The organism is Glutamicibacter sp. ZJUTW (assembly GCF_008370855.1).
Classification (GTDB): domain Bacteria; phylum Actinomycetota; class Actinomycetes; order Actinomycetales; family Micrococcaceae; genus Glutamicibacter; species Glutamicibacter nicotianae.
This window is the reverse complement of record NZ_CP043624.1, coordinates 2,459,379-2,484,309: the sequence shown is the minus strand read 5'-3', so window position 1 is coordinate 2,484,309 and position 24,931 is coordinate 2,459,379. Positions and strand designations below refer to the sequence as shown.

General features: G+C 59.0%; 23 protein-coding genes and 1 tRNA gene. 14 read left to right on the top strand and 10 right to left on the bottom strand.

Annotation, left to right across the window (positions count from 1 at the left end; translation table 11 throughout):
- Positions 1-114: 114 nt before the first annotated feature.
- The 4 genes from F0M17_RS11720 to F0M17_RS11705 form a co-directional block, all read right to left on the bottom strand.
- On the bottom strand, positions 115-1,122 hold the full coding sequence (locus F0M17_RS11720; RefSeq protein ID WP_246857055.1) for an NUDIX hydrolase: 1,008 nt from the start codon (positions 1,120-1,122) through the stop codon (positions 115-117).
- On the bottom strand, positions 1,122-3,338 hold the full coding sequence (locus F0M17_RS11715; protein WP_038992229.1) for an RNA degradosome polyphosphate kinase: 2,217 nt from the start codon (positions 3,336-3,338) through the stop codon (positions 1,122-1,124). Before F0M17_RS11715 ends, F0M17_RS11720 begins: the two co-directional genes overlap by 1 nt.
- Before the next feature lie 84 nt (positions 3,339-3,422).
- Positions 3,423-4,379, bottom strand: coding sequence for a mycothiol synthase (gene mshD, locus F0M17_RS11710; protein WP_121867134.1), 957 nt, complete (start codon positions 4,377-4,379; stop codon positions 3,423-3,425).
- 52 nt (positions 4,380-4,431) lie between these two features.
- Positions 4,432-5,100: a response regulator transcription factor gene (locus F0M17_RS11705; RefSeq protein ID WP_073705886.1), complete on the bottom strand. Its 669-nt coding sequence runs from the start codon at positions 5,098-5,100 to the stop codon at positions 4,432-4,434.
- A 126-nt stretch (positions 5,101-5,226) separates the two neighbouring features.
- Here F0M17_RS11705 and F0M17_RS11700 point away from each other — a divergent pair, with 126 nt between their 5' ends.
- From F0M17_RS11700 to F0M17_RS11690, 3 genes are all read left to right on the top strand, one after another.
- Positions 5,227-5,967, top strand: a complete 741-nt coding sequence (locus F0M17_RS11700) for a hypothetical protein (RefSeq protein WP_210416641.1) — start codon at positions 5,227-5,229, stop codon at positions 5,965-5,967.
- A 266-nt stretch (positions 5,968-6,233) separates the two neighbouring features.
- The gene (locus F0M17_RS11695) at positions 6,234-6,848 is read left to right on the top strand and encodes an FABP family protein (protein ID WP_149597145.1); all 615 of its coding nucleotides are present in this window, start codon (positions 6,234-6,236) and stop codon (positions 6,846-6,848) included.
- 2 nt (positions 6,849-6,850) lie between these two features.
- Positions 6,851-7,933 (top strand): folate-binding protein YgfZ, encoded by a 1,083-nt coding sequence (locus F0M17_RS11690; RefSeq protein ID WP_121867132.1) that lies wholly within the window; start codon positions 6,851-6,853, stop codon positions 7,931-7,933.
- A gap of 74 nt (positions 7,934-8,007) precedes the next feature.
- On the opposite strand, the gene F0M17_RS11685 is transcribed toward F0M17_RS11690, so the two are convergent.
- From F0M17_RS11685 to F0M17_RS11670, 4 genes are all read right to left on the bottom strand, one after another.
- Positions 8,008-9,036: a 6-phosphofructokinase gene (locus F0M17_RS11685; RefSeq protein ID WP_038992222.1), complete on the bottom strand. Its 1,029-nt coding sequence runs from the start codon at positions 9,034-9,036 to the stop codon at positions 8,008-8,010.
- A 254-nt stretch (positions 9,037-9,290) separates the two neighbouring features.
- Entirely contained in the window at positions 9,291-9,533 is a 243-nt protein-coding gene (locus F0M17_RS11680; RefSeq protein ID WP_038992221.1) for a PspC domain-containing protein, read from the bottom strand.
- Between the two features lie 35 nt (positions 9,534-9,568).
- Positions 9,569-9,817, bottom strand: a complete 249-nt coding sequence (locus F0M17_RS11675; RefSeq protein WP_141356555.1) for a hypothetical protein — start codon at positions 9,815-9,817, stop codon at positions 9,569-9,571.
- Between the two features lie 12 nt (positions 9,818-9,829).
- Positions 9,830-11,152, bottom strand: a complete 1,323-nt coding sequence (locus F0M17_RS11670; protein ID WP_149597144.1) for a PspC domain-containing protein — start codon at positions 11,150-11,152, stop codon at positions 9,830-9,832.
- 150 nt (positions 11,153-11,302) lie between these two features.
- Here F0M17_RS11670 and F0M17_RS11665 point away from each other — a divergent pair, with 150 nt between their 5' ends.
- Together F0M17_RS11665 and F0M17_RS11660 are read left to right on the top strand one after the other, a co-directional pair.
- Positions 11,303-12,532 (top strand): ATP-binding protein, encoded by a 1,230-nt coding sequence (locus F0M17_RS11665; RefSeq protein ID WP_210416640.1) that lies wholly within the window; start codon positions 11,303-11,305, stop codon positions 12,530-12,532.
- 4 nt (positions 12,533-12,536) lie between these two features.
- Positions 12,537-13,205 carry a response regulator transcription factor gene (locus F0M17_RS11660; protein ID WP_038992217.1) on the top strand — a complete coding sequence of 223 codons (669 nt, stop codon included), beginning with the start codon at positions 12,537-12,539 and terminating at the stop codon, positions 13,203-13,205.
- Positions 13,206-13,284: 79 nt separating this feature from the next.
- Here the strand turns inward: F0M17_RS11660 and F0M17_RS11655 are convergent, their stop codons facing one another.
- Positions 13,285-14,484 carry a pyridoxal phosphate-dependent aminotransferase gene (locus F0M17_RS11655; RefSeq protein WP_073705892.1) on the bottom strand — a complete coding sequence of 400 codons (1,200 nt, stop codon included), beginning with the start codon at positions 14,482-14,484 and terminating at the stop codon, positions 13,285-13,287.
- Positions 14,485-14,752: 268 nt separating this feature from the next.
- Here F0M17_RS11655 and F0M17_RS11650 point away from each other — a divergent pair.
- The 8 genes from F0M17_RS11650 to F0M17_RS11615 all read left to right on the top strand — a co-directional run bounded on the left by F0M17_RS11650 (position 14,753) and on the right by F0M17_RS11615 (position 20,317).
- Positions 14,753-14,825 (top strand) — tRNA-Trp (locus F0M17_RS11650).
- Positions 14,826-14,939: 114 nt separating this feature from the next.
- Positions 14,940-15,188 (top strand): preprotein translocase subunit SecE, encoded by a 249-nt coding sequence (secE, locus tag F0M17_RS11645; RefSeq protein ID WP_038992215.1) that lies wholly within the window; start codon positions 14,940-14,942, stop codon positions 15,186-15,188.
- Positions 15,189-15,259: 71 nt separating this feature from the next.
- Positions 15,260-16,078 carry a transcription termination/antitermination protein NusG gene (gene nusG, locus F0M17_RS11640; RefSeq protein ID WP_210416639.1) on the top strand — a complete coding sequence of 273 codons (819 nt, stop codon included), beginning with the start codon at positions 15,260-15,262 and terminating at the stop codon, positions 16,076-16,078.
- A 129-nt stretch (positions 16,079-16,207) separates the two neighbouring features.
- On the top strand, positions 16,208-16,639 hold the full coding sequence (gene rplK / locus F0M17_RS11635) for a 50S ribosomal protein L11 (protein WP_038992213.1): 432 nt from the start codon (positions 16,208-16,210) through the stop codon (positions 16,637-16,639).
- A 135-nt stretch (positions 16,640-16,774) separates the two neighbouring features.
- On the top strand, positions 16,775-17,476 hold the full coding sequence (rplA, locus tag F0M17_RS11630; protein WP_038992212.1) for a 50S ribosomal protein L1: 702 nt from the start codon (positions 16,775-16,777) through the stop codon (positions 17,474-17,476).
- 554 nt (positions 17,477-18,030) lie between these two features.
- The gene (gene rplJ / locus F0M17_RS11625; RefSeq protein WP_038992211.1) at positions 18,031-18,552 is read left to right on the top strand and encodes a 50S ribosomal protein L10; all 522 of its coding nucleotides are present in this window, start codon (positions 18,031-18,033) and stop codon (positions 18,550-18,552) included.
- Between the two features lie 73 nt (positions 18,553-18,625).
- Complete coding sequence (gene rplL, locus F0M17_RS11620) at positions 18,626-19,000, top strand: 50S ribosomal protein L7/L12 (protein ID WP_038992210.1); 375 nt, start codon at positions 18,626-18,628, stop codon at positions 18,998-19,000.
- Positions 19,001-19,147: 147 nt separating this feature from the next.
- Positions 19,148-20,317, top strand: coding sequence for an acyltransferase (locus F0M17_RS11615; RefSeq protein WP_149597141.1), 1,170 nt, complete (start codon positions 19,148-19,150; stop codon positions 20,315-20,317).
- On the opposite strand, the gene F0M17_RS11610 is transcribed toward F0M17_RS11615, so the two are convergent.
- Positions 20,271-20,768, bottom strand: a complete 498-nt coding sequence (locus tag F0M17_RS11610) for an aminoacyl-tRNA deacylase (protein WP_073705895.1) — start codon at positions 20,766-20,768, stop codon at positions 20,271-20,273. The two genes, F0M17_RS11615 and F0M17_RS11610, sit on opposite strands and share 47 nt — an antisense overlap.
- Before the next feature lie 613 nt (positions 20,769-21,381).
- On the opposite strand from F0M17_RS11610, the gene F0M17_RS11605 reads away from it, so the two are divergent.
- The gene (locus tag F0M17_RS11605) at positions 21,382-24,888 is read left to right on the top strand and encodes a DNA-directed RNA polymerase subunit beta (RefSeq protein WP_073705896.1); all 3,507 of its coding nucleotides are present in this window, start codon (positions 21,382-21,384) and stop codon (positions 24,886-24,888) included.
- The last annotated feature ends 43 nt before the right edge of the window (positions 24,889-24,931 follow it).

The window sequence follows — 24,931 nt, the reverse complement described above, 5'->3', positions numbered from 1 at the left end:
CGTGTGTCCTATTTACAGTCTTATCCCTAATCGGAGCCAGATGCAACGGGTTGCGCCAAGCCATGAGAGAACACCTATGCACGGCATGCATTGGACGGGCAGCGGCCGCCGAGGCTAGTCGTGGTACGGCGTGTGGATCTCGAATGAGACGATGCGCGGCTTGCCGGCTTGGACCTGCTGTGCAACGATCAAGGATCCTGGTTCCAAATAGGGATCTTGATCCGGCAGCGCCTGGGCCAGTTCAGCGGTGGAGTTCTTTGCGAGGACCTCCAGTACGAAGGGCAGCACCGGCCGATGCGTGCAAATGACCTGGGAACGGTACTTGTCGAACAGCTTCTGCACGGCCTTGCGGGCTCGCTCAGGCTTGCGCGTGGCAGCATGTTCGGTCAGTGCCTTGATGCTCTTGAGGCTCAACGCGTGCAAGGCTGCGTAGGGCGTAATCGTCTGTACGCAACGCATCCACGGCGAAGAAGCCACGTGCATAGGCTTCCACGCTTCGAGCATCCGCGAAACAGCCTGCGCTTGGCGCCGTCCGGTCGCCGCCAGCGGGCGGTCGCCCTCGGCGCGCGTCCATTTGCCACGCGGCTTGGCCTTGGCATGGCGGACGATCAGCACCGGGTGCGTATCGAGCACGCCAGCGTCATGGGCCCGCACCAGGTCGTCCAGCGGCTGGTTGTCGGTGGCCGCGGACAGCATCCTGGCAGCTTTCTTGGGGCTGACCCAGCGCGTCTCGTCGCATTCTGCGCCGTCGGGTTCGATCACCGTCTGCGGATCGGTCTTGGCCGCCCAGTAGTAGACGACCTTGGTTTTCTGCCCGACTGTGTAGGCAGTGGCCGAAAGCGGGATGCCCAAGGTTATGCGCAACCCGATTTCCTCGCGGACCTCGCGCAACGCGCACTCTGCGATGGATTCGCCCTGGTCCAGCTTTCCCTTGGGCCAGGACCAGTCGTCGTACTTGGGACGGTGGATCAAGAGAACTTGCAGTTTGCCGTCCTTCAGCCTCCAGGGGATCGCCCCGGCAGCCACGATGTCGTATTCGCCAAGGCGGATTTCCTCGGCGTCTGCGGATCGGATGATGTCACGAGCCCTGGTGCGGGTATCGCGCAGCTCTGATTCGTTCACTAGCTGTTACGTCCACTGTTCCGTCGGCGGGCATGTTCTTCTACTAGCCAGAACTGGACATCGGAGAGCGGCTTGCCATCCTCGTCCTGGTAATGGCGGATCCATTCTCCATCGGAGTTCAAGTGCCAGGAAGCGGTCTTGTCATCCATGTAGCGGGCCAGCAGCGTGATCATGCGATCGATGTCTTCCGGGTTGCGCAGCGAAACCAGGGCTTCCACGCGCCGGTCCAGGTTGCGGTGCATCATGTCGGCGGAGCCGATGTACACCAGTGGATCTCCGCCATTTTCGAACATGAACACGCGGCTGTGCTCAAGGAAACGGCCAAGGATGGAACGCACTTCGATGTTCTCGCTCAGTCCGGGGACACCCGGGCGCAGGGCGCAGATGCCGCGAACAATGACTTCCACCTTGACGCCTGACTGGCTGGCCCGGTACAGCGCATCGATGATGGCTTCATCCACGATCGAGTTGACCTTGATGACGACCTTCGCCGGCTTGCCCGCGGTGGCGTTGACGATTTCCTTCTCGATGTGCGCCAGCAGTCCGGTGCGTACCGAACGCGGAGCAACCAGCAAACGGTTGTATGTCGAGCGCGGGGCGTAGCCCGAGAGCTGGTTGAAGAGCTTGGAGATATCCTCGCCAACCTCGTCGTCGCAGGTGAGCAAGCCGAAGTCCTCGTAGTAGCGCGCGGTGCGCGGGTGGTAGTTTCCGGTGCCGATATGGCAGTAGCGGCGCAGCTTGTCGCCTTCGCGGCGAACCACCAGGGAGAGCTTGGAGTGGGTTTTCAGGCCAACGATGCCGTAGACCACGTGCACTCCGGCCTGCTCCAGCTTGCGAGCCCAGGAGATGTTGGCCTGCTCGTCGAAGCGCGCCTTGATTTCCACCAGGGCCAGGACTTGCTTGCCGGCTTCTGCCGCGTCGATCAGCGCATCGACAATTGGCGAGTCGCCGCTGGTGCGGTACAGGGTCTGCTTGATGGCCATGACCTTCGGGTCAGCTGCGGCCTGTTCCAGGAAGGCCTGCACGCTGGTGGAGAAGGAATCATAGGGATGGTGAAGCAGGATGTCGCGGCGGCGTACGGCCGCGAACACATTGGCGGCCTTGGCAGTTTCCGATTCGTTCAGGTAGTTGGAAGTATGGCCGACATGCTTGGTGTAGTGCAGCTCGGAACGATCCAGCGATGCGATGACACCGAGGCCGCGCAGGTCCAATGGGGTGGGAAGCTTGAAGACCTCGTCCTCTTCCACACCTAGTTCGCGCGTGAGCAGTTCCATGATTTCGGGGTTGATGTCATCGGCGACCTCCAAGCGAACCGGTGGACCGAAGCGGCGGCGCAGCAATTCCTTCTCCAGCGCCTGCAGCAGGTTTTCTGCATCGTCTTCTTCAACTTCCAGGTCTTCGTTGCGGGTAACGCGGAAGAAGTGGTGCTCAACGATTTCCATGCCGGGGAACAGCAGCTCCAGGTGTACCGCGATGAGCGCTTCGAGCGGGATGAAGCGGGCGGTGCGCAGCGACGAGTGCGCAGCGCGGGTGCCGTCGATGCTGATCAGGCGGGCGATGGTGTCCGGCACCTTCAAGCGGGCGAAGAGTTCTTTGCCGGTCAATGGGTTGCGGACTACCACAGCCAAGTTCAGCGAGAGGCCGGAAATGTAGGGGAACGGGTGGGCGGGGTCAACGGCCAGCGGGGTGAGTATCGGGAACACCTGGGAAACGAACCATTTGGAAAGCAGTTCTCGTTCGGAGGCCGAAAGGTCTTCCCATGTGGTGATGCGGATCCCTTGCTCGGTCAAATCCGGGTAGACCGAGTCGGCGAAGACCTTGGCGTGGCGGGTCTGCAGTGCGTGGGCCGAGGAGAGCAGCAGCTCCAGCTGGTCTACCGGGTTCATGCCGTTTGCCGCTGGCACTGCCAGTCCTGCGTGGATGCGGCGCTTCAGCCCGGCAACGCGAACCATGAAGAACTCATCGAGGTTCGAGGCGAAGATGGACAGGAAGTTCACACGTTCCAGCAATGGCAGATCGGTGTCTTCGGCCAGTTCCAGTACACGGGCGTTGAAGTGCAGCCAGCTGAGCTCGCGGTCAAGGAAACGTTCATTTTTGAATCCGCCATCAGGATGCAAGTCCGGCAGCGAATCGGCAGGTTCTATGCGGTCCTCGTTGACTTTCGAAGAAGGGACATCGCGTAGTTGAGTACCAGTTTCCTTGGGGTAGCTATTCATCTGCTGAACTCACTTCTTTCCTGCAAGTGGACGCTAAAGACACCGCTAGTGGCAGTCCCGAAATAATCGGAACTGCCGATACCCCTAGTCTATCTTCTGCGGACCGTACATGATGTCGGCATCCCAAAGTGTGAAGCCCAGCGAGCGGTAGAGCTTCACCGCTACCTCATTATCGGCATCGACGTACAGGATCACCGCATCAACGCCCAATTCAAGCAGGTAGTTGACGCCGGTGGTGGTCAAGGAACGGCCCAAGCCCAGTCCCTGCGCCTCGGGAACCACCCCGACAACATAGACTTCGCCGGTGGGACGTGCCGCGTCAGCGGAGGCAGGATGGATCTTGGTCCAGTGGTAGGCGAGCAGATTCTCCTCCGCATCGAATGCGAGGAAGAAGCCGGTTGGATCGAACCAGTCCTCGGACATGCGTGCTTCGAGGTCGTCGAGGGTCAGCGAGCCCTGCTCGGGATGGTGGGCGAAGGACTTGGCGTTGGCTTCCAGCCACTGCGGCTCATCCTCGCCAACGCGGAACGTGCGAACCGTGATGCGGCGGTCAATCGGGGATTCTTCCAAATAATCGGTGCCTTCGCGGCGCATCCGGAACAGCTCGCGTACGCGGTTCAGTCCTACGCCGGCGGCCAGCTTCTTGGCCGCCTCGTGGTCGCCGTGCGCCCACGCCTGGATTTGCGAGAGGTCCAGCAGCTCGCCGAGCTTGCCCAACAGGGCGCGGCCAATACCGGCCCGACGATGCTCAGGGTGGACCACCAGTTCCAGGACCCAAGGGTGCTCCTCGGATTCCCGAACCGCGACAGCCACACCGGCCAACGTGGAATCCGCACCTTCACCGGCTTCAGCGAGCAGTGCAATTAGATTTCCGTTTGACTCATCGGCTGCCAAGGCCACCAGGGTCTGATCGCTCAACGGCGGATTGCCATCGGCTTCCTGCGCATCGAGTGCTAGTTGACGCACGTCGGACAGCACCCGTTCATCAAGCTCACCGGGGACGTGCTGAATGGAAACAGTGTTCTGTGGCAGTTCGCTCATGCATTTCACGATAGTCGCAAAATGTGGGAAGTGGGTAGGAGTTATCCGAAAGTTATGATTCGGTGTGGAAGCGGTAGCCGACGTTGCGCACCGTTCCAATGAGCTGCTCATGATCGGTGCCGAGTTTCGCGCGCAAACGGCGCACATGCACGTCAACGGTACGGGTGCCGCCGTAGTAGTCGTAGCCCCACACCTCATGCAGCAGCTGCTCGCGGGTGAAGACCCGACCGGGAAACTGCGCGAGGTACTTGAGCAGTTCAAACTCTTTGTATGTCAGGTCCAGCATGCGGTTATCGATACGGGCGGTGTAGCTCAACTCATCGATGCGCAGGCCCGAAGAGCTTTCGGGCTCGACCTGCGCCTGGGCAGGCGCCGATGCGCGTGAGAGCATCAGACGGATGCGTGCATCAAGTTCGGCAGGAATCGCGGAAGGCAGCAGGAAATCCGTCGCGTGCCAGTCCGAATTCAAAATGCCCAGTGCGCCCTCGCTGACAACCAGCAGCAAGGGGAGATTCAAGTTGGCGTGCAAGAGCTGTGCCAAAGAGCGAGCCGGAATCAGATCGGTGCGGGCATCGAGAATGAGCGCATCGCATTCCGGGAGTTGGCTCAGCGACTCTGTGGTTGCAGGGAAGAATGAAATCTCGTGCATCAACAGTTCAAGTGCCGGAAGAACTTCAGCGGCATTTTCGGCATGATTACTTAGGAGCAGTAGGTGAGCCAATCGGTCTGCCTCCTGCCAGATAGTTGCGAAAAAATCACTTTTACGTGTCACAGTATAAGGAATGAATCAGTTGAAGCACGCATGTGAACACGCAAGTGCGGACACATTACCGTCAGGAATCGGAATTTGAGAATCAAGGTTTTATTCAGTGGGCTCGTTGCAGCAGCACTGCTTGTCATTGCCGCAAGTCTGGATTCGATGAGCTGGCTGATGGGTGTGCTCACCGCGGTATTGCAGCTGATTTTCGCCTATACGTGGCCCCGCATGGTTCGCTCCGATGCGCCATGGCCGATCACCATCATCTTGGCGCTATGCTCGTTGGCTGCCACGGCCTTGGCCATGTTCCTGCCGGGCGGGTCGATGATGTCACATAGCGTCGAAGTCATCGCGGTTGGCGTGCTTCTGGTATTTATCAGCCAAGTATTGCGCGGTGCAGAAGCCGAAGGCCGGTTGGCCGGCGTGGTTTCCGGTGTCACTGGCATTGTCCTGGGCGTGCTCGGTTCTGCCTGGGCCGCCAGCGCTTACGCGCCATACGGCTTTGGGTTGACCGTGATCACCGTGGTCGCGCTGCTCGGGGCCGGCGCGGTGTCTGCAACCCGACTTCCGAACCGGATGACGATGATTCTTGCGCCGGTGGTCGCTGCCGCATTGGGCGCGGCGTCCAGTGCGTTGCCCATGGATCTGCTTTGGTACCAGGGTGCGATCCTCGGGATGCTGGCAGGACTGCTGGTTGGTTCGTTACGCGCCTTGGCTTTGGTCAGCCGCAGCGTGCGCAATCTGAGTGGAATCCTGGGCTTGGCCTGCGCCATCTTGCTGATGAGCGGTGCTGTCAGCTGGTATGCGATGGAAGTTCTGGCATTCATTTAACGGTGAGCGGTTCAAATATGATGCAAGCTGCGTCACGCGTGTCGAAGTTGTCCGGGCTCGCACGCTAAGATGAAGCCATGAATGAAAATTACCTTGCAATCGAAATTTTCTTCCAGGCACTTGTAGTGATCGCCGGTCTCGGAATGGCCGGGTTCGCGGGCCTGGTAGTGAAGCGCCTCTTCCAGGGCCAGAAGTAGAAACAGCGCACACAACAACGTGTGCGCTGTTTTCTTTTCATCACTAACTAAATTAGGAGCGAGTAGTCCATGGCCTTTGACATACCTACGGACCTCACCCCGGAACTTGTACCTTTCGCTTGGCTCATTGGCACCTGGGAAGGTGCCGGCCGTCTTGGCGAAGGCGAAGCCGAGGACGAGTACTTCTGGCAGCAAGTCATCTTCCGCGACCTTGGCGGCCCTTACCTTGAATACCGCAGCGAAGCCTGGTTGACAGAAGCCGATGGCACGAAGCTGCGCATCCTGGCGGTTGAATCCGGATTCTGGTCGCTGGACCGCGAACAGCAGGATACCGATGCGGGTCCTGGCATGGTGCCGGGGGATATCTTCCCGGTATTGCGTTCGGCTGACGATGTGCAGAAGCTGCACACCGAGGACGGCTTCAAGATCCAGGCGCATATCGTCCGGCCTGATGGCATCTCAGAGCTGTATTACGGCCTGATTGATGGGCCGCGTATTCAGCTTGCCACCGAGAGCCTGCTGCGCAGCAAGAATGCCCAGGCTTACGCATCGTCCACTCGCATCTACGGTCTGGTCAATGGCGAGCTGTTCTGGCGCTGGGATGTCTCCAAGGGCAATATGGACCTCCAGGCGCACGCCTCCGCGGCGCTCAAGCGTGTCACGGCCGAAGGGACGGCGAACTGATCATGGCCGCTGGATACCGTTCAGTTCTGCTCGATCGCGCTGGGGCTGTGGAAGCTGGCGGTGTTGATGCCGGTGTCGCAGCCCACTACGGCGCGCCGACCCGTGAAGCACGCAAGCTCGCCGAGGGCCAGGCAGTTGCCGATCTGAGCCACTTCGACGTTGTCGAGATTCGGGGCGAGGATCGGCAGAGCTGGCTCGATACGCTCAGCAGCCAGCGAATTTCCCATCTGAACCCAGGGGGCAGCACCCAGGCGCTGTTGCTTTCGGTCCAGGGTCGCATTGAGCACGAGATGAAGGTGCTCGCCGCCGAAGACCGATTGCTGCTGATTGTTGAACCGGGCGCCGGGGCAGCGTTGGAGCAGTTCTTGAACTCGATGCGCTTCATGCTGCGCGTTGAGGTCAATGACCTTTCCTCCAGCTATGGCGTGCTGGCAGCTACCCGCAAGATCGGCACCGCTGGATCGCTGGTCTGGGAGAACCCATGGCCAGGCATTACCGAGGGCGGGTGGGCCTATTCCCGCGAAGACCACCCAGGCAAGGAACGTCCATGGTTCTTGCACATCGTGGAGCTGGAGAATCTGGCCGAAGCCGTAGGTGACGAAGAACTAGCCGGCATGATGGCTGTCGAAGCCTTGCGCATTGCCGCGTGGGAACCGCGTTTCGGCGCTGAGATCGACGACAAGACCATTCCCCACGAGCTGGACTGGCTGCGTACCTCGGTGCATTTGAACAAGGGCTGCTACAAGGGCCAGGAAACGATTGCCCGCGTGCACAACATTGGCCACCCGCCGCGCCGACTGGTGTTCTTGGACCTTGACGGTTCCATGCACACGTTGCCTGCCGCCGGCGCCGAAGTGAAGCTGGGAGAACGCACGGTAGGCCGGATTACTTCCGCGACCTTGCATTATGAAGCCGGGCCCATCGCCTTGGCCGTGGTCAAGCGCAACGTCGATCCGGAAGCGGAATTGGCCGTGATTGATGGTGAAACGAGCTATCCGGCGACGCAGGAAGTCATTGTGGCTACCGATGCCGGCCAGGTCGCTGGGCGCTTTACCGGGTTCCTGAGGACTCCGCCCCAAGGCTAGAAGCGTACGACAAGGGCGTGGGGTGAAATGCTTTCCAAGGCATTTCACCCCACGCCCTTGTTGCGTCTCCAGGATCAGCCGAAGAGCACAGCGGCTTCTTCGTAGCGTTCCATGGGCACGCGCTTGAGGTTGTTCAAGGCGGCCCGCAGAGGCACGCGCAGCACCTTGGTGCCGTGCAATGCCACCATGGTTCCCCATGCCTCGGCGTGAATGGAATCCACAGCTGCCATTCCCAAACGGGTGGCAAGGACACGGTCGAAAGCCGTAGGCACGCCGCCACGCTGAATATGCCCCAGCACCGTTGCACGCGTTTCAATGCCGGTACGTTCCTCGATCACTGGCGCGAGCATCTCGCCAATGCCGCCAAGGCGAGCACGGCCGAAGGAGTCGAGGCCGCGTACCGAGAAGGCCTCTTCCATGCCTTCGGGCACGAAGCCTTCGGCGACAACCACCAATGGGGCGCGTCCGCGTTCATGGGCTTCGTTCACCCACTGGCAGATCTGCTCCATGGTGGTGGATACCTCCGGGATGAGTACGGCGTGCGCACCGGATGCCATGCCCGCGTGCAGGGCAATCCAGCCCACGTGCCGGCCCATCACTTCAGCGACCATACAGCGGTGGTGCGAGTCGCCGGTGGTGCGCAGGCGGTCAATGGCTTCGACGGCGATCTGGTTGGCGGTATCGAAACCGAAGGTGTAGTCCGTGGCGTCCAGGTCATTGTCAATGGTCTTGGGGACGCCAACGATAGGCAGGCCCGCCTCGCAGAGGCGCTGGGCGCCGGCGAGCGTGCCTTCGCCGCCGATGGCGATCAGCGAATCGATGCCATTGGACTTGAGGACTTTGGAAATGTTCTCGGCGCCACCGAGATCACCCTCGAACGCATTCGTGCGCGAGGTGCCTAAGATGGTGCCGCCCTGCTTGGCGATGCCGCGCACAGCGGTTCGGGGAAGATCAAAGTAGTCGCCTTCCTTGACGCCACGCCAGCCGTCGCGGAAACCGACGAACTCGTAATCGTAGCTTTTGATGCCGTTCAGTACCGCTCCGCGGATAACAGCGTTCAAACCTGGGCAGTCGCCGCCCGAGGTCATGATTCCAATGCGCATTGGCCCTCGCTTAGTAAAGGGAAAGCCTTGTGCAGCAGCTGGAGCAAGCAGGCTCCCGATATAGCTGCGACAATAAGGATTTCCATTCGGATGTCATTCAATATCCGCGCGCCATTGAGCATCTACTCTGCGTGCCATTGTACGTGCTTAAAGCCACTAGGGCGAGTCTCACGTCACGGATGTGCGTGAGACCCGCCCTAGCCGGATCATGGCGCCAAGCCTCGTTCGCCGAGTTGGCCGGTCGGGACCAGAACTTAGAATTTGCGCAGCCAGTTCTGCAAGATGATGGTGTTGTCCTGTGCCGGGATCAGGATCCACGCCAGAATATATGCGGCAATGCCCATGACCGGGAGCAGGAACGAAAGCAGCAGCGCAATGCGCACCAAGGTGACATCCCATCCGAACTTGTCGGCAATGCCTCCGGCGACGCCGCCGGCCAAGCGGCCTGGTCCGCGGCGAAGCGGCATGGAACGAAGCGAGTTGAAGAATGCGTCCATCAGATAACTCCTAATAGTTGGAAAAGCGTGGAAACTTAGAGGTTGGGGTCCGTGGGCAGAGGTGGTTCAGCTGCGGATTTCCGGGCCTTGCCGGCCGCGGCCAGACCGGAGAAGATCATGGCAACACCAGCCAACGCGACGATGGTGATGAAGAACAACGGCATGTCGAAACTCCATTGCAGAACCAGTCGGCTGAGCGATGCCAGGGCGACAACGATCATGATCAGCCCGAAGACCAAGGTTCCGGTAGGGAATTTTCTAGCTGGAGTGGAAGAAGAATTCATGAAGCTCAGTCCTTAGAAATCCTTGTTGCTGGGGTTCAGGATGGTGGGAGTATCGACGCTGGTGGAGAAGGAGGAAAAAGCGCCGTCGACTTCAACGGTCAGCGTTGGTGCATCGCCGGGCAAGGTCCGCAGATCCTGAGGCAGCTCCAAGTCCATGCCGGATAGGAACGCGCCTTCGGTTTGTACCTTCACCGGAACATTCTCCGGCAGGAGCAGGTCCAGCTTGGAAAATACGGAGTCGATCTCTACCGTAGTGGGCTTGGTAATCGTGCCCAAATGGGTCAGGTCTACCGTGGAGCTGCTGAATGCTGCACTGTACTGGCTGTCGTCTCCGGTTGCCGAGCGAACGAACCCGCGGGTTGAATCACCGAAGGACGTTACAGAGAAGATCACTGTCAACACCAGCAGAGGAATTGCCAAGCCCAAGAGGCCTCCACTGGTGCGCCCGGAAAGGGCGGCCAGGACTATGACGAGCCCAACCAGCAGCAGTCCGCAAGCCAAGGCCACCGTCCAGCCCGAACCAGGCAAAGCAACGATATCCAAGTAATCGGCCAGCATGACCACAGCGATCACCAGCACGGTGAGGCCGAAGACGGTCGTTCCGAGCCATCCCGGAATCGGGTGGCTGACCGTCTTGCGATTCACCTTGGGGTTGTAGGCCTTGGTGTATGCAGGATCTGGTGAGTAGCTATTCTCGTGCTGGCGTGTGGGGCCAGAATCATCTGAACTCATGGGGTGCTCCTTGGTTGGCGCATCTGGATTACCGGCCGCGAACCGGTTCGCCGCGCTTGCATTGAAACTCTGGGTGCCATCTCCACGCCATGGATGCTCCAGCGCCGTGGTCTTGCTGGCAGGCTTGGGCGAGGCGGCAGGACTGGTACCGGTTGGCGCCGTCTTTCGGGCCCCGTCCGGCCGCGCAAATCGGGTGTTTTTCCTGCTGAAGATGATGAATGCGATGGCCGCGACAATTGCCACGGGCCACAAGATCGGTGCCAGCGAATCCAGGAACCAGGGAGCCGGGAAGATGCCAAACGCAAAGATGATGACTGCGCCGGTCATGCCGCTGGTCCAGTTGCGATTCACTGCACTTTCCAGATGCATCTTTCCAGCGGCATCAGGCAGCAATGCCCAAGCCAGACCGTAGAGCACCATGCCCAAGCCGCCGAGGACACCGAGCACCACGAAGATGCCGCGGATCAGGACCACATCGACCTTGAAATAATCGGCCACGCCAGTTGCGACGCCGCCGAGCCACTGCGAGTCCTGGCGGGTGACCGGTGATTTGCGCAGCTGTTCGTATATGCCGCGACGACGTTGAGACCCTTCGTTATTCATAGTTCAATGTTCTCGCGTTGCCGGGGTCCAGCGCTATGAGGGGATACCCTGAACTTCCCCTAGGGGTGCCCCTAGATCCGGTGATCAACCGCGAAGAATCGCCAAGAACGTGCTTGACTTAGAACCATGGAAAGTCCTGAACGACGTTTGATGGTTCGCAGCGAAAACCGGCTCGTTGCTGGTGTCTGCGGCGGCCTCGCGGAGCATCTGAATCTGCCGCTGAAGTACGTCCGGCTGGGGTTTCTGGGACTGTCCGTTTTAGGCGGCGTCGGCATACTGCTCTATGCCTGGCTCTGGGTATTCGTCCCGAGCGCAGAAGAAGCGCACGCGGACGAGCTCCGCTCCTGGGGCACCAGGTCTCGCAGCCTTGCTGAAGAGATGAACCGAGTGCAGCAAGGCATTTTCCGGCCACGCGAAGGGTGGGAAAGGAACTCCACCTGGCGTGACACGCTAATCGGTGCGGGTTTGCTGGCGCTCGCCGTCCTGGCCTTCGGGCAATGGACCGGCTGGAATATTCGCTGGGATCTGATCTGGCCTTCCTTGTCCATTATTGCTGGCATTGTGCTGGCCTGGATCCAATTCGATGAGGGGATCACCAAGGGCAGGAAACGTCTGGCCCTGCCGTTGCTGCTGCGCTTGGGCTTTGGGCTGGTCCTGGTTATCGGCGGGCTGCTGGCCTTGCTGGGAAACATTGTCGGTGCCGCGGACCTGCTCGGCGGCCTATGGGCGGCTTTGGCGATTATTGTCGGCGCGACCGTTGTCTTGCTTCCTTGGGGCACCCGGCTATGGCGGGATTTCATCGCTGAACGAAGCTCGCGACAGGCTGCGGCCCAACGAGCCGAGTTCGCCGCTCACCTGCATGATTCGGTTTTGCAAACCTTGGCGGTGATTCAAAAACGCAGTGAAGACCCGGCTGCGGTGAGGACCCTGGCACGTGTCCAGGAACGTGAACTGCGCCAATGGCTGTATGGCAACCACGACCTTGATGACGAAGATGTCATCGTTGAGATCCAGCACGAGGCAAGCCACATTGAACAGTTGCTCTTGCGCGATGTTGAAGTCGTTTCGGTAGGCAATGCGCAGGGCTTTGCCGGACAGCAGGCACTGGTGGCCGCTAGCCGCGAGGCCATGATGAACGCGGCCAAGCATGCTGACGGCAAGATTTCAGTTTTCATCGAATGCTCGGCCGCGCAAGTAGAAGTGTATGTGCGCGACCGCGGCACCGGTTTTGACATCGAAGGAATACCGGCGGATCGTCACGGCATCAGGGAATCAATTATTGGCCGCATGGAACGCGCAGGCGGCACGGCGCAGATCCGCAGCGGCGCATCCGGAACTGAAGTGCAGCTGAGCATGCCATTGGACATGGAGGAAGAATAGGAATATGAGCGCAGAAAACGCCTCCGGGCTGTACCGAGTAGTGCTGGTGGATGACCATGCCATCTTCCGCTCCGGATTACGTGCCGATTTGGCCCAGGATATCGAGATTGTCGGCGAAGCCGGCACCGTGGAAGACGCCATTGAGGTGATCAGTGCGCAGCAGCCGGATGTGGTGCTATTGGACGTGCATCTGCCCGGCGGCCGTGGCGGCGGCGGGGCCGAAGTGCTCAAGGGCTGCACCGGGTTGCTGGGATCAACGCGCTTTCTGGCATTGAGCGTTTCCGACGCGGCGCAGGACGTCGTGACGGTTATTCGTTCCGGTGCCCGCGGGTACGTCACCAAGAGCATTTCCGGGGCGGAGATTTCTGATGCGGTGCGGCGCGTGGCCGGGGGAGACGCCGTGTTCTCGCCACGCTTGGCCGGGTTCGTCTTGGACGCCTTTGGCAGCAGCGCGCCGGTGGCGGAAATTGATGAAGAACTCGATCTGCTGTCCGACCGCGAATTGCAGGTCATGCGGCTGATCGCCCGCGGATACAGCTATAAGGAAGTCGCCAAGGAGCTGTTCATCTCGGTGAAGACCGTAGAATCCCATGTCTCAAATGTGCTGCGCAAACTCCAGCTATCAAACCGGCATGAGCTCACCCGTTGGGCTGTTGACCGCAAGATATTCTGAGCAGCACTGGGGAAAACAATGAAGCCGGGAAATCCATGATCGTGGTGGATTCCCCGGCTTCTTGCGTGGTGACTCTCGCTTACTTGGCTTCGCCCAGCAGCTTGGCCATCCGCGCGACGCCTTCTTCAAGGTCTGCATCACCGAGCGCATAGGACATGCGGATGTATCCGGACGGGCCGAACGCTTCACCTGGAACGACGGCAACTTCGGCGTGCTCCAGGATGAAGGCCGCCAGTTCTGCACTGGTGTTGTTCACAACTCCGCGGATCTCTCGACCCAGCAGTCCGCGCACGTCCGAATAGGCGTAGAACGCGCCCTCGGGGGTTGGGCAGTGCAGACCGTCAATTGCGTTCAGCGACTCGACGATGGCCAGCCGGCGGCGGTTAAAGGCGACCTTCATTTCGTTGACTGCATCCAGCGGCCCGGCCACGGCTGCCAAGGCGGCGCGCTGCGAGACGTTGGAAACATTCGAGGTCGCGTGGGACTGCAGGTTGGTGGCCGCCTTGATGACATCCAGTGGACCTGCCATCCAACCCACGCGCCAGCCGGTCATGGCGTAGGTCTTTGCGACGCCGTTGAGAATGACAACTCGATCTTCGAGCTCCGGGACCAAGGTCGCGATGGAGCTGAAAGAGGCATCGCCGTAGGTCAAGTGCTCGTAGATTTCATCGGTAACGACCCACAGGCCCTTGGATGCGGCCCACTGGCCGATCTCGCGGACCTGCTCTGGGGTGTACACCGCACCGGTCGGGTTCGATGGGGAAACGAACAGCAGCACCTTGGTACGTTCGGTCAGCACGGACTCAAGCTGTTCAACGGTCACCTTGTAGCCCTGCTCTGGACCGGCGAAGATCGATACAGCCTTGCCTCCGGCAAGCTGGATGGCTTCAGGATAGGTGGTCCAGAAGGGCGCTGGAACGATGACCTCGTCGCCTGGATCAAGCAGCGTGGCAAACGTGTTGTACACCGCCTGCTTGCCGCCGTTGGTGACCAGAACCTGGTTGGCGTTCAATGCGTAGCCCGAATCGCGCATGGTCTTCGTGGCGATTGCTTCGCGCAGCTCGGGAAGACCGGCAGCAGGGGAGTACCGGTGGTTCTTCGGATCCTTGGCGGCCTTGACTGCTGCTTCAACAATGTAGTCAGGGGTTGGGAAGTCAGGTTCACCGGCACCGAAACCGATGACTGGTCGACCTGCTGCTTTAAGAGCCTTCGCCTTGGCATCTACTGCGAGAGTCGCGGATTCGGAAATTGCGCCGATGCGGCGAGAAATGCGAGACATTGGGGATTCGTCCTGAAATCTATGGGGACAGCTGTTACACCTCAGTTTAGTTTGCGACCCTGCACTTCAGCATCACAATCTTGAAAATGACACAATAAGGTGCAGATCGGGGTCCGGGAATGCGTTCTGCGCCACACCGGAGGTTGTCAGTTCGACATTTCCGATTTCGTTGCGTAAAGTTATTTCTCGTTGCCGAGACATCGCAACGGACAAAGCAGGAAGTTTTATCCGCTAAGATGTTCTAGGTGGGAGCGGTAAAAAGCTCCGAAGGGTAGTGGCGCAATTGGTAGCGCAGCGGTCTCCAAAACCGCAGGTTGCAGGTTCGAGTCCTGTCTGCCCTGCGCAATAGCGATTTATCGCTTAGCGAATTATCTCATCACGGTGTGTTGCAGTCGAATAGACTATGGCACACCGTGATTGTTTCAACTGGCCAAATTTTTGAAACGAGGAAGAACATGACCGAATCTGCTCTCAGCTCCGGTAAGGGTGGACAGAAGTTGGGTTTCTTTGCCCGGATCTTCTTGTTTTTCCGTCAGGTAATCGCAGAACTTAAAAAGGTCGTCACCCCGACCCGCAGCGAACTGGTGAATTACTTCCTGGTTGTTGTCGGTTTCGTAGTCGTGGTGATGCTGATCGTGACGGCCCTGGACTTCGTCTTCGGGCAGGGGTCGATCCTCCTGTTCACCAACAAGGTAGAACAGTAATTTTTTGCCTCGGCGGTATGATTACCCCGAGGCAATTTAGTGTCATTCAGTCAAAGAAAGCAGGAGCTGCAGTGTCCGACAAGGAACTCGAACCGCAGATTAATGACGAGGTCGATAACGAGTTCGTTGAAGCCGCCGGCGATCAGGTAGAGCCAGCTGTTGAAGCTGGCATCGACCCAACCGAAGCACCAGCACAGGACGCTGAAGACGCTCAGGTTTCCGAAGGCTCAGCTGAAGAAGCTGAAGGCGACGACAACGAAGCCGAAGCTGAAGACAACGTAGCAAAGCTCAAGGAAGAATTCCGCGCTAAGCTCCGTCGCCTTCCGGGTGACTGGTTTGTGATCCACACCTATGCTGGCTATGAAAACCGCGTGAAGGTCAACCTCGAGACCCGTATCCAGACCCAGGACATGGATGAGTACATCTTTGACATCCAGGTTCCAATGGAAGAGGTCGTTGAGGTCAAGAACACCCAGCGCAAGATCGTTCGTCGCGTGCGCATTCCGGGCTACGTCCTGGTTCGCATGGAACTGACCGACGCTTCGTGGGGTGTTGTTCGCCACACTCCAGGTGTCACCGGATTCGTTGGCAACGCCCACGATCCAAACCCATTGAACCTTGATGAAGTGTTCTCCATGCTGGAGCACACCATCGTTGATCCGGTAGAGCAGCCGTCGGCTTCGAAGCCAGGCCGTGCTCCAATTACTGAGGTCACGGTTGATTTCGAAGTTGGCGAATCGGTCATCGTGAACGACGGACCGTTCGAGACGATGCCGGCAACCATCTCGGAAATCAAGCTGGATGCCGCTCAGCTGGTCGTGCTGGTTTCGATCTTCGAACGCGAAACCCCAGTGACCCTGAACTTCAACCAGGTCACCAAGATCCAGTAGTATTAAGTCTTCGTGCTCCATATCGGTCGCTTATCGATGTGAGAGCACGGTTGGCTGTCGCGCCACGACAGCCAGATCCCCGTACCACGCTCCTGTGCTGCGGGAAACGCAAGAGTAGAAGGACCCGACATGGCCCCAAAGAAAAAGGTCACCGGACTCATCAAGCTGCAGATCCAGGCAGGTGCTGCTAACCCAGCTCCTCCAATCGGTCCAGCCCTTGGTCAGCACGGCGTCAACATCATGGAATTCTGCAAGGCTTACAACGCAGCGACCGAGTCGCAGCGCGGTAACGTGATTCCAGTTGAAATCACCGTATACGAAGACCGTTCGTTCACTTTCATCACCAAGACTCCGCCTGCAGCTGAGCTGATCAAGAAGGCCGCTGGCATCGCCAAGGGCTCGGGTGTCCCGCACACCAACAAGGTCGCCAACCTGACCCAGGCACAGGTCGAGGAAATCGCCAGCTCCAAGATGGCTGACCTGAACGCCAACGATCTGGCTGCTGCAGCCAAGATCATCGCCGGCACCGCCCGCTCCATGGGTGTGACCGTAGAAGGCTAATTGCGCCTTCCGCTATTCACCTCGTGAACAGCAACAAAGAATTTAATCTAAGGCGTTTCGATCCGTTGATCGATTCGCCCGTGGCAGGACCGGGCGCGGTCCATATGACCACGACTGCATAAGGAGATAACGCAGATGGCAAAGCGCAGCAAAGCATACGTAGCCGCCGCGGCTAAGATCGACGCGGACAAGTTCTACGCTCCAGCCGAGGCAATCGCCCTGGCCAAGGAGATCGCAGGCGACAAGGCAAACTCGACCGTTGAGGTTGCTTTCCGCTTGGGTGTTGACCCACGCAAGGCTGACCAGATGGTTCGCGGTACCGTGAACCTTCCACACGGCACCGGCAAGACCGCCCGCGTGGTTGTTTTCGCTAACGGCGACAAGGCAGAAGCAGCTCGTGAAGCTGGCGCCGACTTTGTTGGCTCGGACGACCTGATCGAAAAGATCCAGGGTGGCTGGACCGACTTCGACGCAGCAGTTGCAACCCCTGACCTCATGGGCAAGGTTGGCCGCTTGGGTAAGGTTCTGGGTCCTCGTAACCTGATGCCAAACCCTAAGACCGGCACCGTGACCATGGACGTGGCCAAGGCTGTCACCGACATCAAGGGCGGCAAGATCGACTTCCGCGTCGACAAGCACTCGAACCTGCACTTCATCATTGGCAAGGTTTCGTTCGATGCAAAGCAGCTGACCGAGAACTACGCAGCAGCCCTGGACGAGGTTCTGCGCCTGAAGCCTTCGGCTTCGAAGGGCCGCTACATCTCTAAGGCAACCATCGCTACCACCTTCGGTCCAGGTATTCCTGTTGACGCGAACGTAACCCGCGTTGAGGCCTAAGCCTAGTAGCTAGCTAGTTTGAGGGAGCATGTCGAAATTCGGCATGCTCCCTCAACTTTAAAGCCAATAAATTCCTTCGCTGCCGGCACACGAAAGCATGTCTGCGTTTCATGCCGGGCGACCGCCGGTGATAAGCTTTGACTACCGAGTATTCGGTCGTCCGCGTATGGATCCCCCAAGGCCCTACGCGGGCGAGGCACGAAAGTTTCCCCAAGACTTTCATGTCGGCGGGGCTTGTTGCCAGCGTTCCCCAAGCGCGGGCAAACGAGTCCCGCCATTCTAATTTTTATCTTCCCAGTGACCAGGATCATGGGGATGCTTCCGGCATTGATTTGCTGTCGCGTCGACTGCTCCTATAAACTGGAACTACCGAAGACCGTCGGTTGAACATCTGGTTTCCATTTGTTCCTAAGGATCCGCAAGGATGACCAACGCAGGTTACATAGATTTTTTGACTTTGAATAAGTTGAAACGCCCTGTGCTCCTGCGCGGGGCTATTTTTATGGCCTCGCCGGTTTTGAAACGGTACCGAACAAATCCCCGGAAGGAGTGTTATGGCAACCCCAAGCAAGACTGCAGCGATTGAAGAAATCACTGCGGAATTCAACGATTCGTCGGCGGCTGTCTTGACCGAATACCGTGGGCTTACCGTTGCACAGCTCAAGGATCTGCGCCGCTCGCTTGGTCAGGAGACCAAGTACGCAGTCGTGAAGAACACCTTGACCGCAATCGCAGCGAAGAACGCTGGCATCGATGCTTTCGATGAGCAGCTTTCTGGTCCAACCGCAATCGCCTTCATCAAGGGCGACGCAGTTGCTGCCGCTAAGAGCCTCACGGAATTCGCCAAGACTAACGACAAGCTGGTCATCAAGACTGGTTGGTTCGAAGGCAAGGCACTGGATCAGAGCGGCATCGCTGCTCTGGCTGCGCTGGAATCCCGCGAAACTCAGCTCGCCCGCGTTGCAGCAGTGCTGCAGGCTCCAGCTTCCGCTGCTGCCCGCGCTGTCGAAGCTCTGCGTGCAAAGCTCGAAGAGAACGGTGGCGAAGCTGCCGAGGAAGCTCCGGCAGAAGCCTAAGCTTTCGAGTTCTCTCGCAACGTAAACCCAAATTCATCGGCCCTCAAGGCCAAAAACCGAAAGGACGCCCATCATGGCGAAGCTCAGCAACGAAGAGCTGCTTTCCGCATTCAAGGAAATGACCATCATCGAACTGTCCGAGTTCGTTAAGGAATTCGAAGAGACCTTCGACGTAACCGCTGCTGCTGTTGCAGTTGCTGGTCCAGCTGCCGGCGGCGAAGCTGCTGCTGAAGAGAAGACCGAATTCGACGTAATCCTCGAATCGGCTGGCGACAAGAAGATCGCAGTCATCAAGGAAGTTCGCGGCATCACCTCCCTGGGTCTGAAGGAAGCTAAGGAGCTCGTTGACGGCGCTCCAAAGGCTCTGCTGGAAGGCGTTGCCAAGGACGCAGCCGAGAAGGCTAAGGAAGCTCTGGAAGCTGCCGGCGCAACCGTCACCGTTAAGTAAGTTCAGCGGTCACTCGCAACTTATTGCCAAAGGTCCACAGACGAAAGTCTGTGGGCCTTTGGCCGTTAAGCTGGGAAATTGATACCAATAGTTTTATAACGTTTCTATTAACAGGGTTCATTCAAGTTCATTGTTTACAGTGAAAATGTGCCAAAAACCGTCGCTACCCAGACCCAGAAGCCAGCACCGCGCCTAGGGCTCCTAGACGCCCTGAGAATCACTGCTGCGCTGATTGTCGTGCTCTACCACTACACCGCATGGGGACACGATCATTGGGGAACGCAAGCTGCCGAGTTCTGGCCGGTGCTTTCCGAATTCACCCGCTATGGACAGCTGGGCGTCCAGCTGTTCTTCCTGATATCGGGCTTCGTGATCCTGATGTCCCTCCAGGGGAAGAACGTCATTGGCTTCATTGGATCGCGTGTCGGAAGGCTCTACCCGGCGTACTGGCTCGCGGTGATCGCCGCGGCAGTACTCTCGCTTCGCATCTGGCCCTCCGGTAACGAAGGCAGGTCAGCCAGCGATATTCTTCCCAATCTGACCATGATGCAGGCTGGATTCGGCATCACCGATATGGACGGCGTTTACTGGACACTATGGGTCGAGTTGCGTTTCTACGTGCTGCTCGCCGTGCTCTTGTCCTTGGGCTTCGTGAAGAACAAGCACATCCTTGTGCTTTCGGCTGTTTGGCCAGCATTGGGCCTGTACCTGCATTTCACCAGCTTGGACAAGCTTCAGGAATGGATCGCAGGACAGTATGCGGCATTGTTCGCGGCCGGTATGGTGCTCTTCTTGATCTATCAAAGCGGCCATAGCGTTCGGCGGTGGTTCATGGTCGCTGCCAATACGGCCATCGCAGCATTCTTTACCGGCATCAAGGGGCGCAATGACGCGGACTTGCTCTCAGGCCTGGATATCCCTGCCTGGCATTTCCAGCTGCTGACCGTATTGTGCGTGGCCCTGCTGGCAGCGTGTACCCTGACCCCGCTCAAGAACGTCCAGGGCAAGTGGCTCGCAGTGGCAGGTTCCCTGACCTACCCGTTGTACCTGGTGCACCAGTTGTGGGGATGGTGGCTGATCGACCAGCTGCACGGTGCCGTGAACAAGTACGTCCTGCTAGCCGGTGTGCTGGTGCTGATGCTGGTCATCGCCTACTTGGTGGCACGCTTCGTCGAGCAGCCATTGGGGCTGCCGCTGCGCAACGCAACGATCAGGGGATTGACTGCAGCGCAGGCCTGGACCAAGAAAATATTTGCCAAGCCTGGGCTGGTTATTCCGGAGTCGAAATATCAGCAATCGTGGCATCAAATCCGCTAACCAAATCCTTGGCGCGAACGAGTAGCCCATGAGCGCGGTCTCCGCTGCCCAATCCGATCTGTTCTGGAACAGGCTCTTCGAAGACGCTGGCATCGACGTAAACCGGCAGTACCGTGTGGGAGCCGAAAGGAGTGATCGTTCCGCTCTCATAGTGCGTGACATCCCAAGCGATATCGGAGGATGGCAGCGAGAGCTTGTTGACTCCCATGACGCCACGAAGCTTCGCCCAATCAAGTTTCCGTCCACCGGGAATGAGCGCGAAGACGAAGGTGCCATCCGCGCGTTTGATCACCAGTGTCTTGAGCAGTGCCGAGGTCGAGATGCCCATGGCGTCCGCTGCCTCTTCCAGAGAACGGACCTTGTCGCGAGGGACAATCTCAATCGGGATGTTCCTGCGCGAGGCGTCGAGGGTGACTCGGGTAAGTGCCTCATCTGATTGCAGCTTATTCACTTCGTCTCCTATCCGTGGATGTTTGCTCGATCATAGCTAGTGGCCATGGAAGAAGCCACCGGACACACGACGGCGTGGACGCTTATTACCTGCTCGGGAAAACAGCAGTCCAATGTCCTGGGATGACCCGGGAAAGTTTTCAGTAACGCTCGCCGGGAGGCTGGAATCGATGATTTTGATCGCTTTCGGAACTCATTGGACGTGGATGTGACAAAACGCATAGCTGTGCTGGATGACCGGAATATGAATCACGCCATCAATGAATCCCAAGCCTTTGCTTTTCTGGGGGATCCACGCAAACTCGGGCATCAGTTGGGAAAATGCGTAGGGTTATCGTGAAACGATGACGCCAGGTTTCGTGCCTGAACTGCGCCGAGGCACCGAATTGGGGGAGCAGGCGAAAATGGGGGCGAAAACTATAGCACGAATTTCTGCACCGAGTATCGACAACCGGATTTTCCTCCGGTAGAGTAGAAATTTGCGCCTTGCTGTTTGCGCGCGCGGCCTTCATATAGCGGTGGGTTCGTGCGGACGAAAAAGAGGAACTGTCCTATGGCAGGAACCTTAGCACGGTAAGCGTTCGGAAACCTGACGGTCTTTGGAAGGATCCATCTTGGTCGCCTCGAGCAACCCTAACAACCAAACCGCTAGTTCGGCTCGCGATGCTGCATACGCTGGCCGACTTTCTTTTGCAAAGATTCACGAACCCCTTGAAGTGCCTAACCTGCTGGCATTGCAGACGGAGAGCTTTGACCGCCTCGTCGGCAACCAGAACTGGGTAGAGCGCCTGGCCAAGGCAGAAGCCGCTGGCGACTTCAGCGTGCCCAACACCTCGGGCCTGGCAGAAATCTTCGAGGAAATCTCCCCGATCGAGGACTTCCAGGACACCATGTCCTTGAGCTTCTCGGATCCGGAGTTCGCTGATCCAAAGTACTCGATCGCTGAGTGCAAGGACCGCGACGCCACCTACGCGGCACCGCTGTATGTCAAGGCCGAATTCATGAACAATGAAACCGGCGAAATCAAGCAGCAGACCGTGTTCATGGGCGATTTCCCGCTGATGACCGAAAAGGGCACCTTCATCATCAACGGCACCGAGCGTGTCGTTGTTTCCCAGCTGGTTCGTTCCCCAGGCGCATACTTCGAGTCCGCGCCGGACAAGACCAGTGACAAGACGATCTTCTCGGCACGCATCATCCCATCGCGCGGTGCATGGTTCGAGCTGGAAATCGACAAGCGCGACCAGATCGGCGTACGCCTTGACCGCAAGCGCAAGCAGTCGGTCACCGTCTTGCTCAAGGCCCTGGGCTGGAGCGAAGAGCAGATCCTGTCCGAGTTCGGCCAGTACGATTCGATGCGCGCTACCTTGGAAAAGGACAGCATCAAGGATCAGAACGAAGCCCTGCTGGACATCTACCGCAAGCTGCGTCCAGGCGAGCCTCCTACGGTTGAGGCTGCCCAGGCACTGCTGAAGAACATGTACTTCGAGCCAAAGCGCTACGACCTGGCAAAGGTCGGCCGCTACAAGCTCAACCGCAAGCTGGGCGTGGAGACTCCGGTCAACGCCGAGAACGCTTCGGTGCTGTCGCTGGACGACCTGGTGGCCATGATCCGCTACCTCGTTGCACTGCACGCAGGCGAGAAGACTGTCCAGGGTACCCGCAAGGGCGAGATCGTCGATATTCCTGTGAACGTCGACGACATCGACCACTTCGGCAACCGCCGCATCCGCGCCGTGGGCGAACTGATCGAGAACCAGGTCCGCACCGGCCTGTCCCGCATGGAGCGTGTTGTGCGCGAGCGCATGACCACGCAGGACGTCGAGGCGATCACACCGCAGACCCTGATCAACATCCGCCCTGTCGTGGCTGCGATCAAGGAGTTCTTCGGTACTTCGCAGCTCTCGCAGTTCATGGACCAGAACAACCCGCTGGCCGGCCTGACCCACAAGCGCCGCCTGTCGGCTCTGGGCCCGGGCGGCCTGTCCCGCGACCGCGCAGGCATGGAAGTCCGAGACGTGCACCCTTCGCACTACGGACGCATGTGCCCGATTGAAACCCCCGAAGGCCCGAACATCGGCCTGATCGGTTCGTTGGCTACCTACGGCCGCATCAACGCCTTCGGCTTCATCGAGACCCCGTACCGCAAGGTTTCCAACGGCCTGGTGTCCAATGAGGTCGAATACCTGACCGCGGACGACGAGCTGCAGCACTACATCGCGCAGGCCAACGCGCCGCTGGATGAGAACGGCCGCTTCGTTGAAGAGACCGTACTGGTTCGCGAAAAGGGCGGTGGCGGCGAGCCTGTCATCGTCGACGCCGCTGAAGTGACCTTCATGGACGTTTCGCCTCGCCAGATGGTGTCGGTTGCAACTGCGCTGATTCCATTCCTCGAGCACGACGACGCCAACCGAGCACTGATGGGCGCCAACATGCAGCGCCAGGCTGTGCCGCTGCTGAAGTCCGAGCGCCCGCTGGTGGGTACCGGCATGGAGAAGTTCGCCGCAGTTGACGCCGGCGACTCCGTGGTCGCATCCAAGCCTGGCGTGGTCACCGAGGTTTCGGCTGACCTGGTTGTCGTCATGAACGATGACGGCACCGAGTCGATGTACCCGATCATGAAGTTCGCCCGCTCCAACCAGGGCAACGCCTACAACCAGCGCGTGCGCGTTTCGGAAGGCGACCGCCTGGAGTACCAGTCGATCATCGCCGACGGTCCGTCGACCGACTCGGGCGAGCTCTCGCTGGGCAAGAACCTGCTCGTGGCATTCATGTCCTGGGAAGGCTACAACTACGAGGATGCGATCATCCTCTCCCAGCGCATGATCTTCGACGACGTGCTCACCTCGATCCACATCGAAGAGCACGAGGTCGACGCCCGCGATACCAAGCTGGGTGCCGAGGAAATCACCCGCGACATCCCGAATGTCTCGGAAGACATCCTCTCCCAGCTCGATGACCGCGGCATCGTCTACATCGGTGCAGAGGTCGAGGCCGGCGACGTGCTGGTTGGCCGTGTCACCCCTAAGGGCGAGACCGAGCTGACCCCGGAAGAACGCCTGCTGCGTGCCATCTTCGGCGAGAAGTCCCGCGAAGTGCGCGACACCTCGCTGAAGGTTCCGCACGGCGAGTCCGGCACCGTGATCGGCGTGCGCATCTTCGACCGCGACAACGACGACGACCTGTCGCCTGGTGTCAACCAGCTGGTCCGCGTTTACGTTGCGCAGAAGCGCAAGATCTCCATTGGCGACAAGCTTGCAGGCCGCCACGGCAACAAGGGCGTCATCTCGCGCATCATGCCGCTGGAGGACATGCCATTCCTCGAAGACGGCACCCCGCTGGATGTCATCCTGAACCCGCTGGGTGTTCCAGGCCGCATGAACGTCGGCCAGGTAATGGAAATCCACCTGGGCTGGGCTGCCAAGCAGGGCTGGAAGATCGAGGGCGAGCCTGAATGGGTCAGCGCGCTGCCGAACCTGCCTCGCGAAACCGGTTCCACCACCGTGGCAACCCCGGTCTTCGATGGCGCTTCGGAAGAAGAGATCCGCGGCATCCTGGATTCGACCAACAAGACCCGTGACGGCGTGCGCCTGATTGGCAACTCCGGCAAGGCGAAGTTGTTCGACGGCCGCTCCGGCGACCCGCTGCCGGATCCGGTATCCGTGGGCTACATGTACATCTTGAAGCTGCACCACCTGGTGGACGACAAGATCCACGCCCGTTCCACCGGTCCATACTCCATGATCACCCAGCAGCCGCTGGGCGGTAAGGCCCAGTTCGGTGGCCAGCGCTTCGGTGAAATGGAAGTTTGGGCACTGGAAGCATACGGTGCCGCTTACACGCTGCAGGAAATCCTGACCATCAAGTCGGATGACATCCACGGCCGCGTGAAGGTCTACGAAGCTATCGTCAAGGGCGAGAACGTTCCAGAGCCTGGTGTTCCAGAATCGTTCAAGGTGCTCATCAAGGAAATGCAGTCGCTGTGCTTGAACGTCGAGGTACTCGGTACCGACGGCAACACTATCGAAATGCGTGAGTCGGACGAGGAATCGTTCCGCGCCGCTGAAGAGCTGGGCATCGACCTTTCACGGTCGGAGCCGAACTCCGTAGAGGAAGTGTAATCTGGCGCCCTGCCTGCAGGACCTGCAGGCAGCGGCGGCACAT

Coding starts and splice junctions, on each gene's coding strand:
- F0M17_RS11675 (WP_141356555.1), bottom strand. CDS start 9,817: ATGAATTCTTCTTCCACTCCAGCTAGAAAATTCCCTACCGGAACCTTG.
- rplK (WP_038992213.1), top strand. CDS start 16,208: ATGGCCCCAAAGAAAAAGGTCACCGGACTCATCAAGCTGCAGATCCAG.
- mshD (WP_121867134.1), bottom strand. CDS start 4,379: ATGAGCGAACTGCCACAGAACACTGTTTCCATTCAGCACGTCCCCGGT.
- F0M17_RS11665 (WP_210416640.1), top strand. CDS start 11,303: ATGGTTCGCAGCGAAAACCGGCTCGTTGCTGGTGTCTGCGGCGGCCTC.
- rplJ (WP_038992211.1), top strand. CDS start 18,031: ATGGCAACCCCAAGCAAGACTGCAGCGATTGAAGAAATCACTGCGGAA.
- F0M17_RS11670 (WP_149597144.1), bottom strand. CDS start 11,152: ATGAATAACGAAGGGTCTCAACGTCGTCGCGGCATATACGAACAGCTG.
- F0M17_RS11655 (WP_073705892.1), bottom strand. CDS start 14,484: ATGTCTCGCATTTCTCGCCGCATCGGCGCAATTTCCGAATCCGCGACT.
- F0M17_RS11685 (WP_038992222.1), bottom strand. CDS start 9,036: ATGCGCATTGGAATCATGACCTCGGGCGGCGACTGCCCAGGTTTGAAC.
- F0M17_RS11715 (WP_038992229.1), bottom strand. CDS start 3,338: ATGAATAGCTACCCCAAGGAAACTGGTACTCAACTACGCGATGTCCCT.
- rplL (WP_038992210.1), top strand. CDS start 18,626: ATGGCGAAGCTCAGCAACGAAGAGCTGCTTTCCGCATTCAAGGAAATG.
- F0M17_RS11660 (WP_038992217.1), top strand. CDS start 12,537: ATGAGCGCAGAAAACGCCTCCGGGCTGTACCGAGTAGTGCTGGTGGAT.
- F0M17_RS11695 (WP_149597145.1), top strand. CDS start 6,234: ATGGCCTTTGACATACCTACGGACCTCACCCCGGAACTTGTACCTTTC.
- rplA (WP_038992212.1), top strand. CDS start 16,775: ATGGCAAAGCGCAGCAAAGCATACGTAGCCGCCGCGGCTAAGATCGAC.
- secE (WP_038992215.1), top strand. CDS start 14,940: ATGACCGAATCTGCTCTCAGCTCCGGTAAGGGTGGACAGAAGTTGGGT.
- F0M17_RS11690 (WP_121867132.1), top strand. CDS start 6,851: ATGGCCGCTGGATACCGTTCAGTTCTGCTCGATCGCGCTGGGGCTGTG.
- F0M17_RS11680 (WP_038992221.1), bottom strand. CDS start 9,533: ATGGACGCATTCTTCAACTCGCTTCGTTCCATGCCGCTTCGCCGCGGA.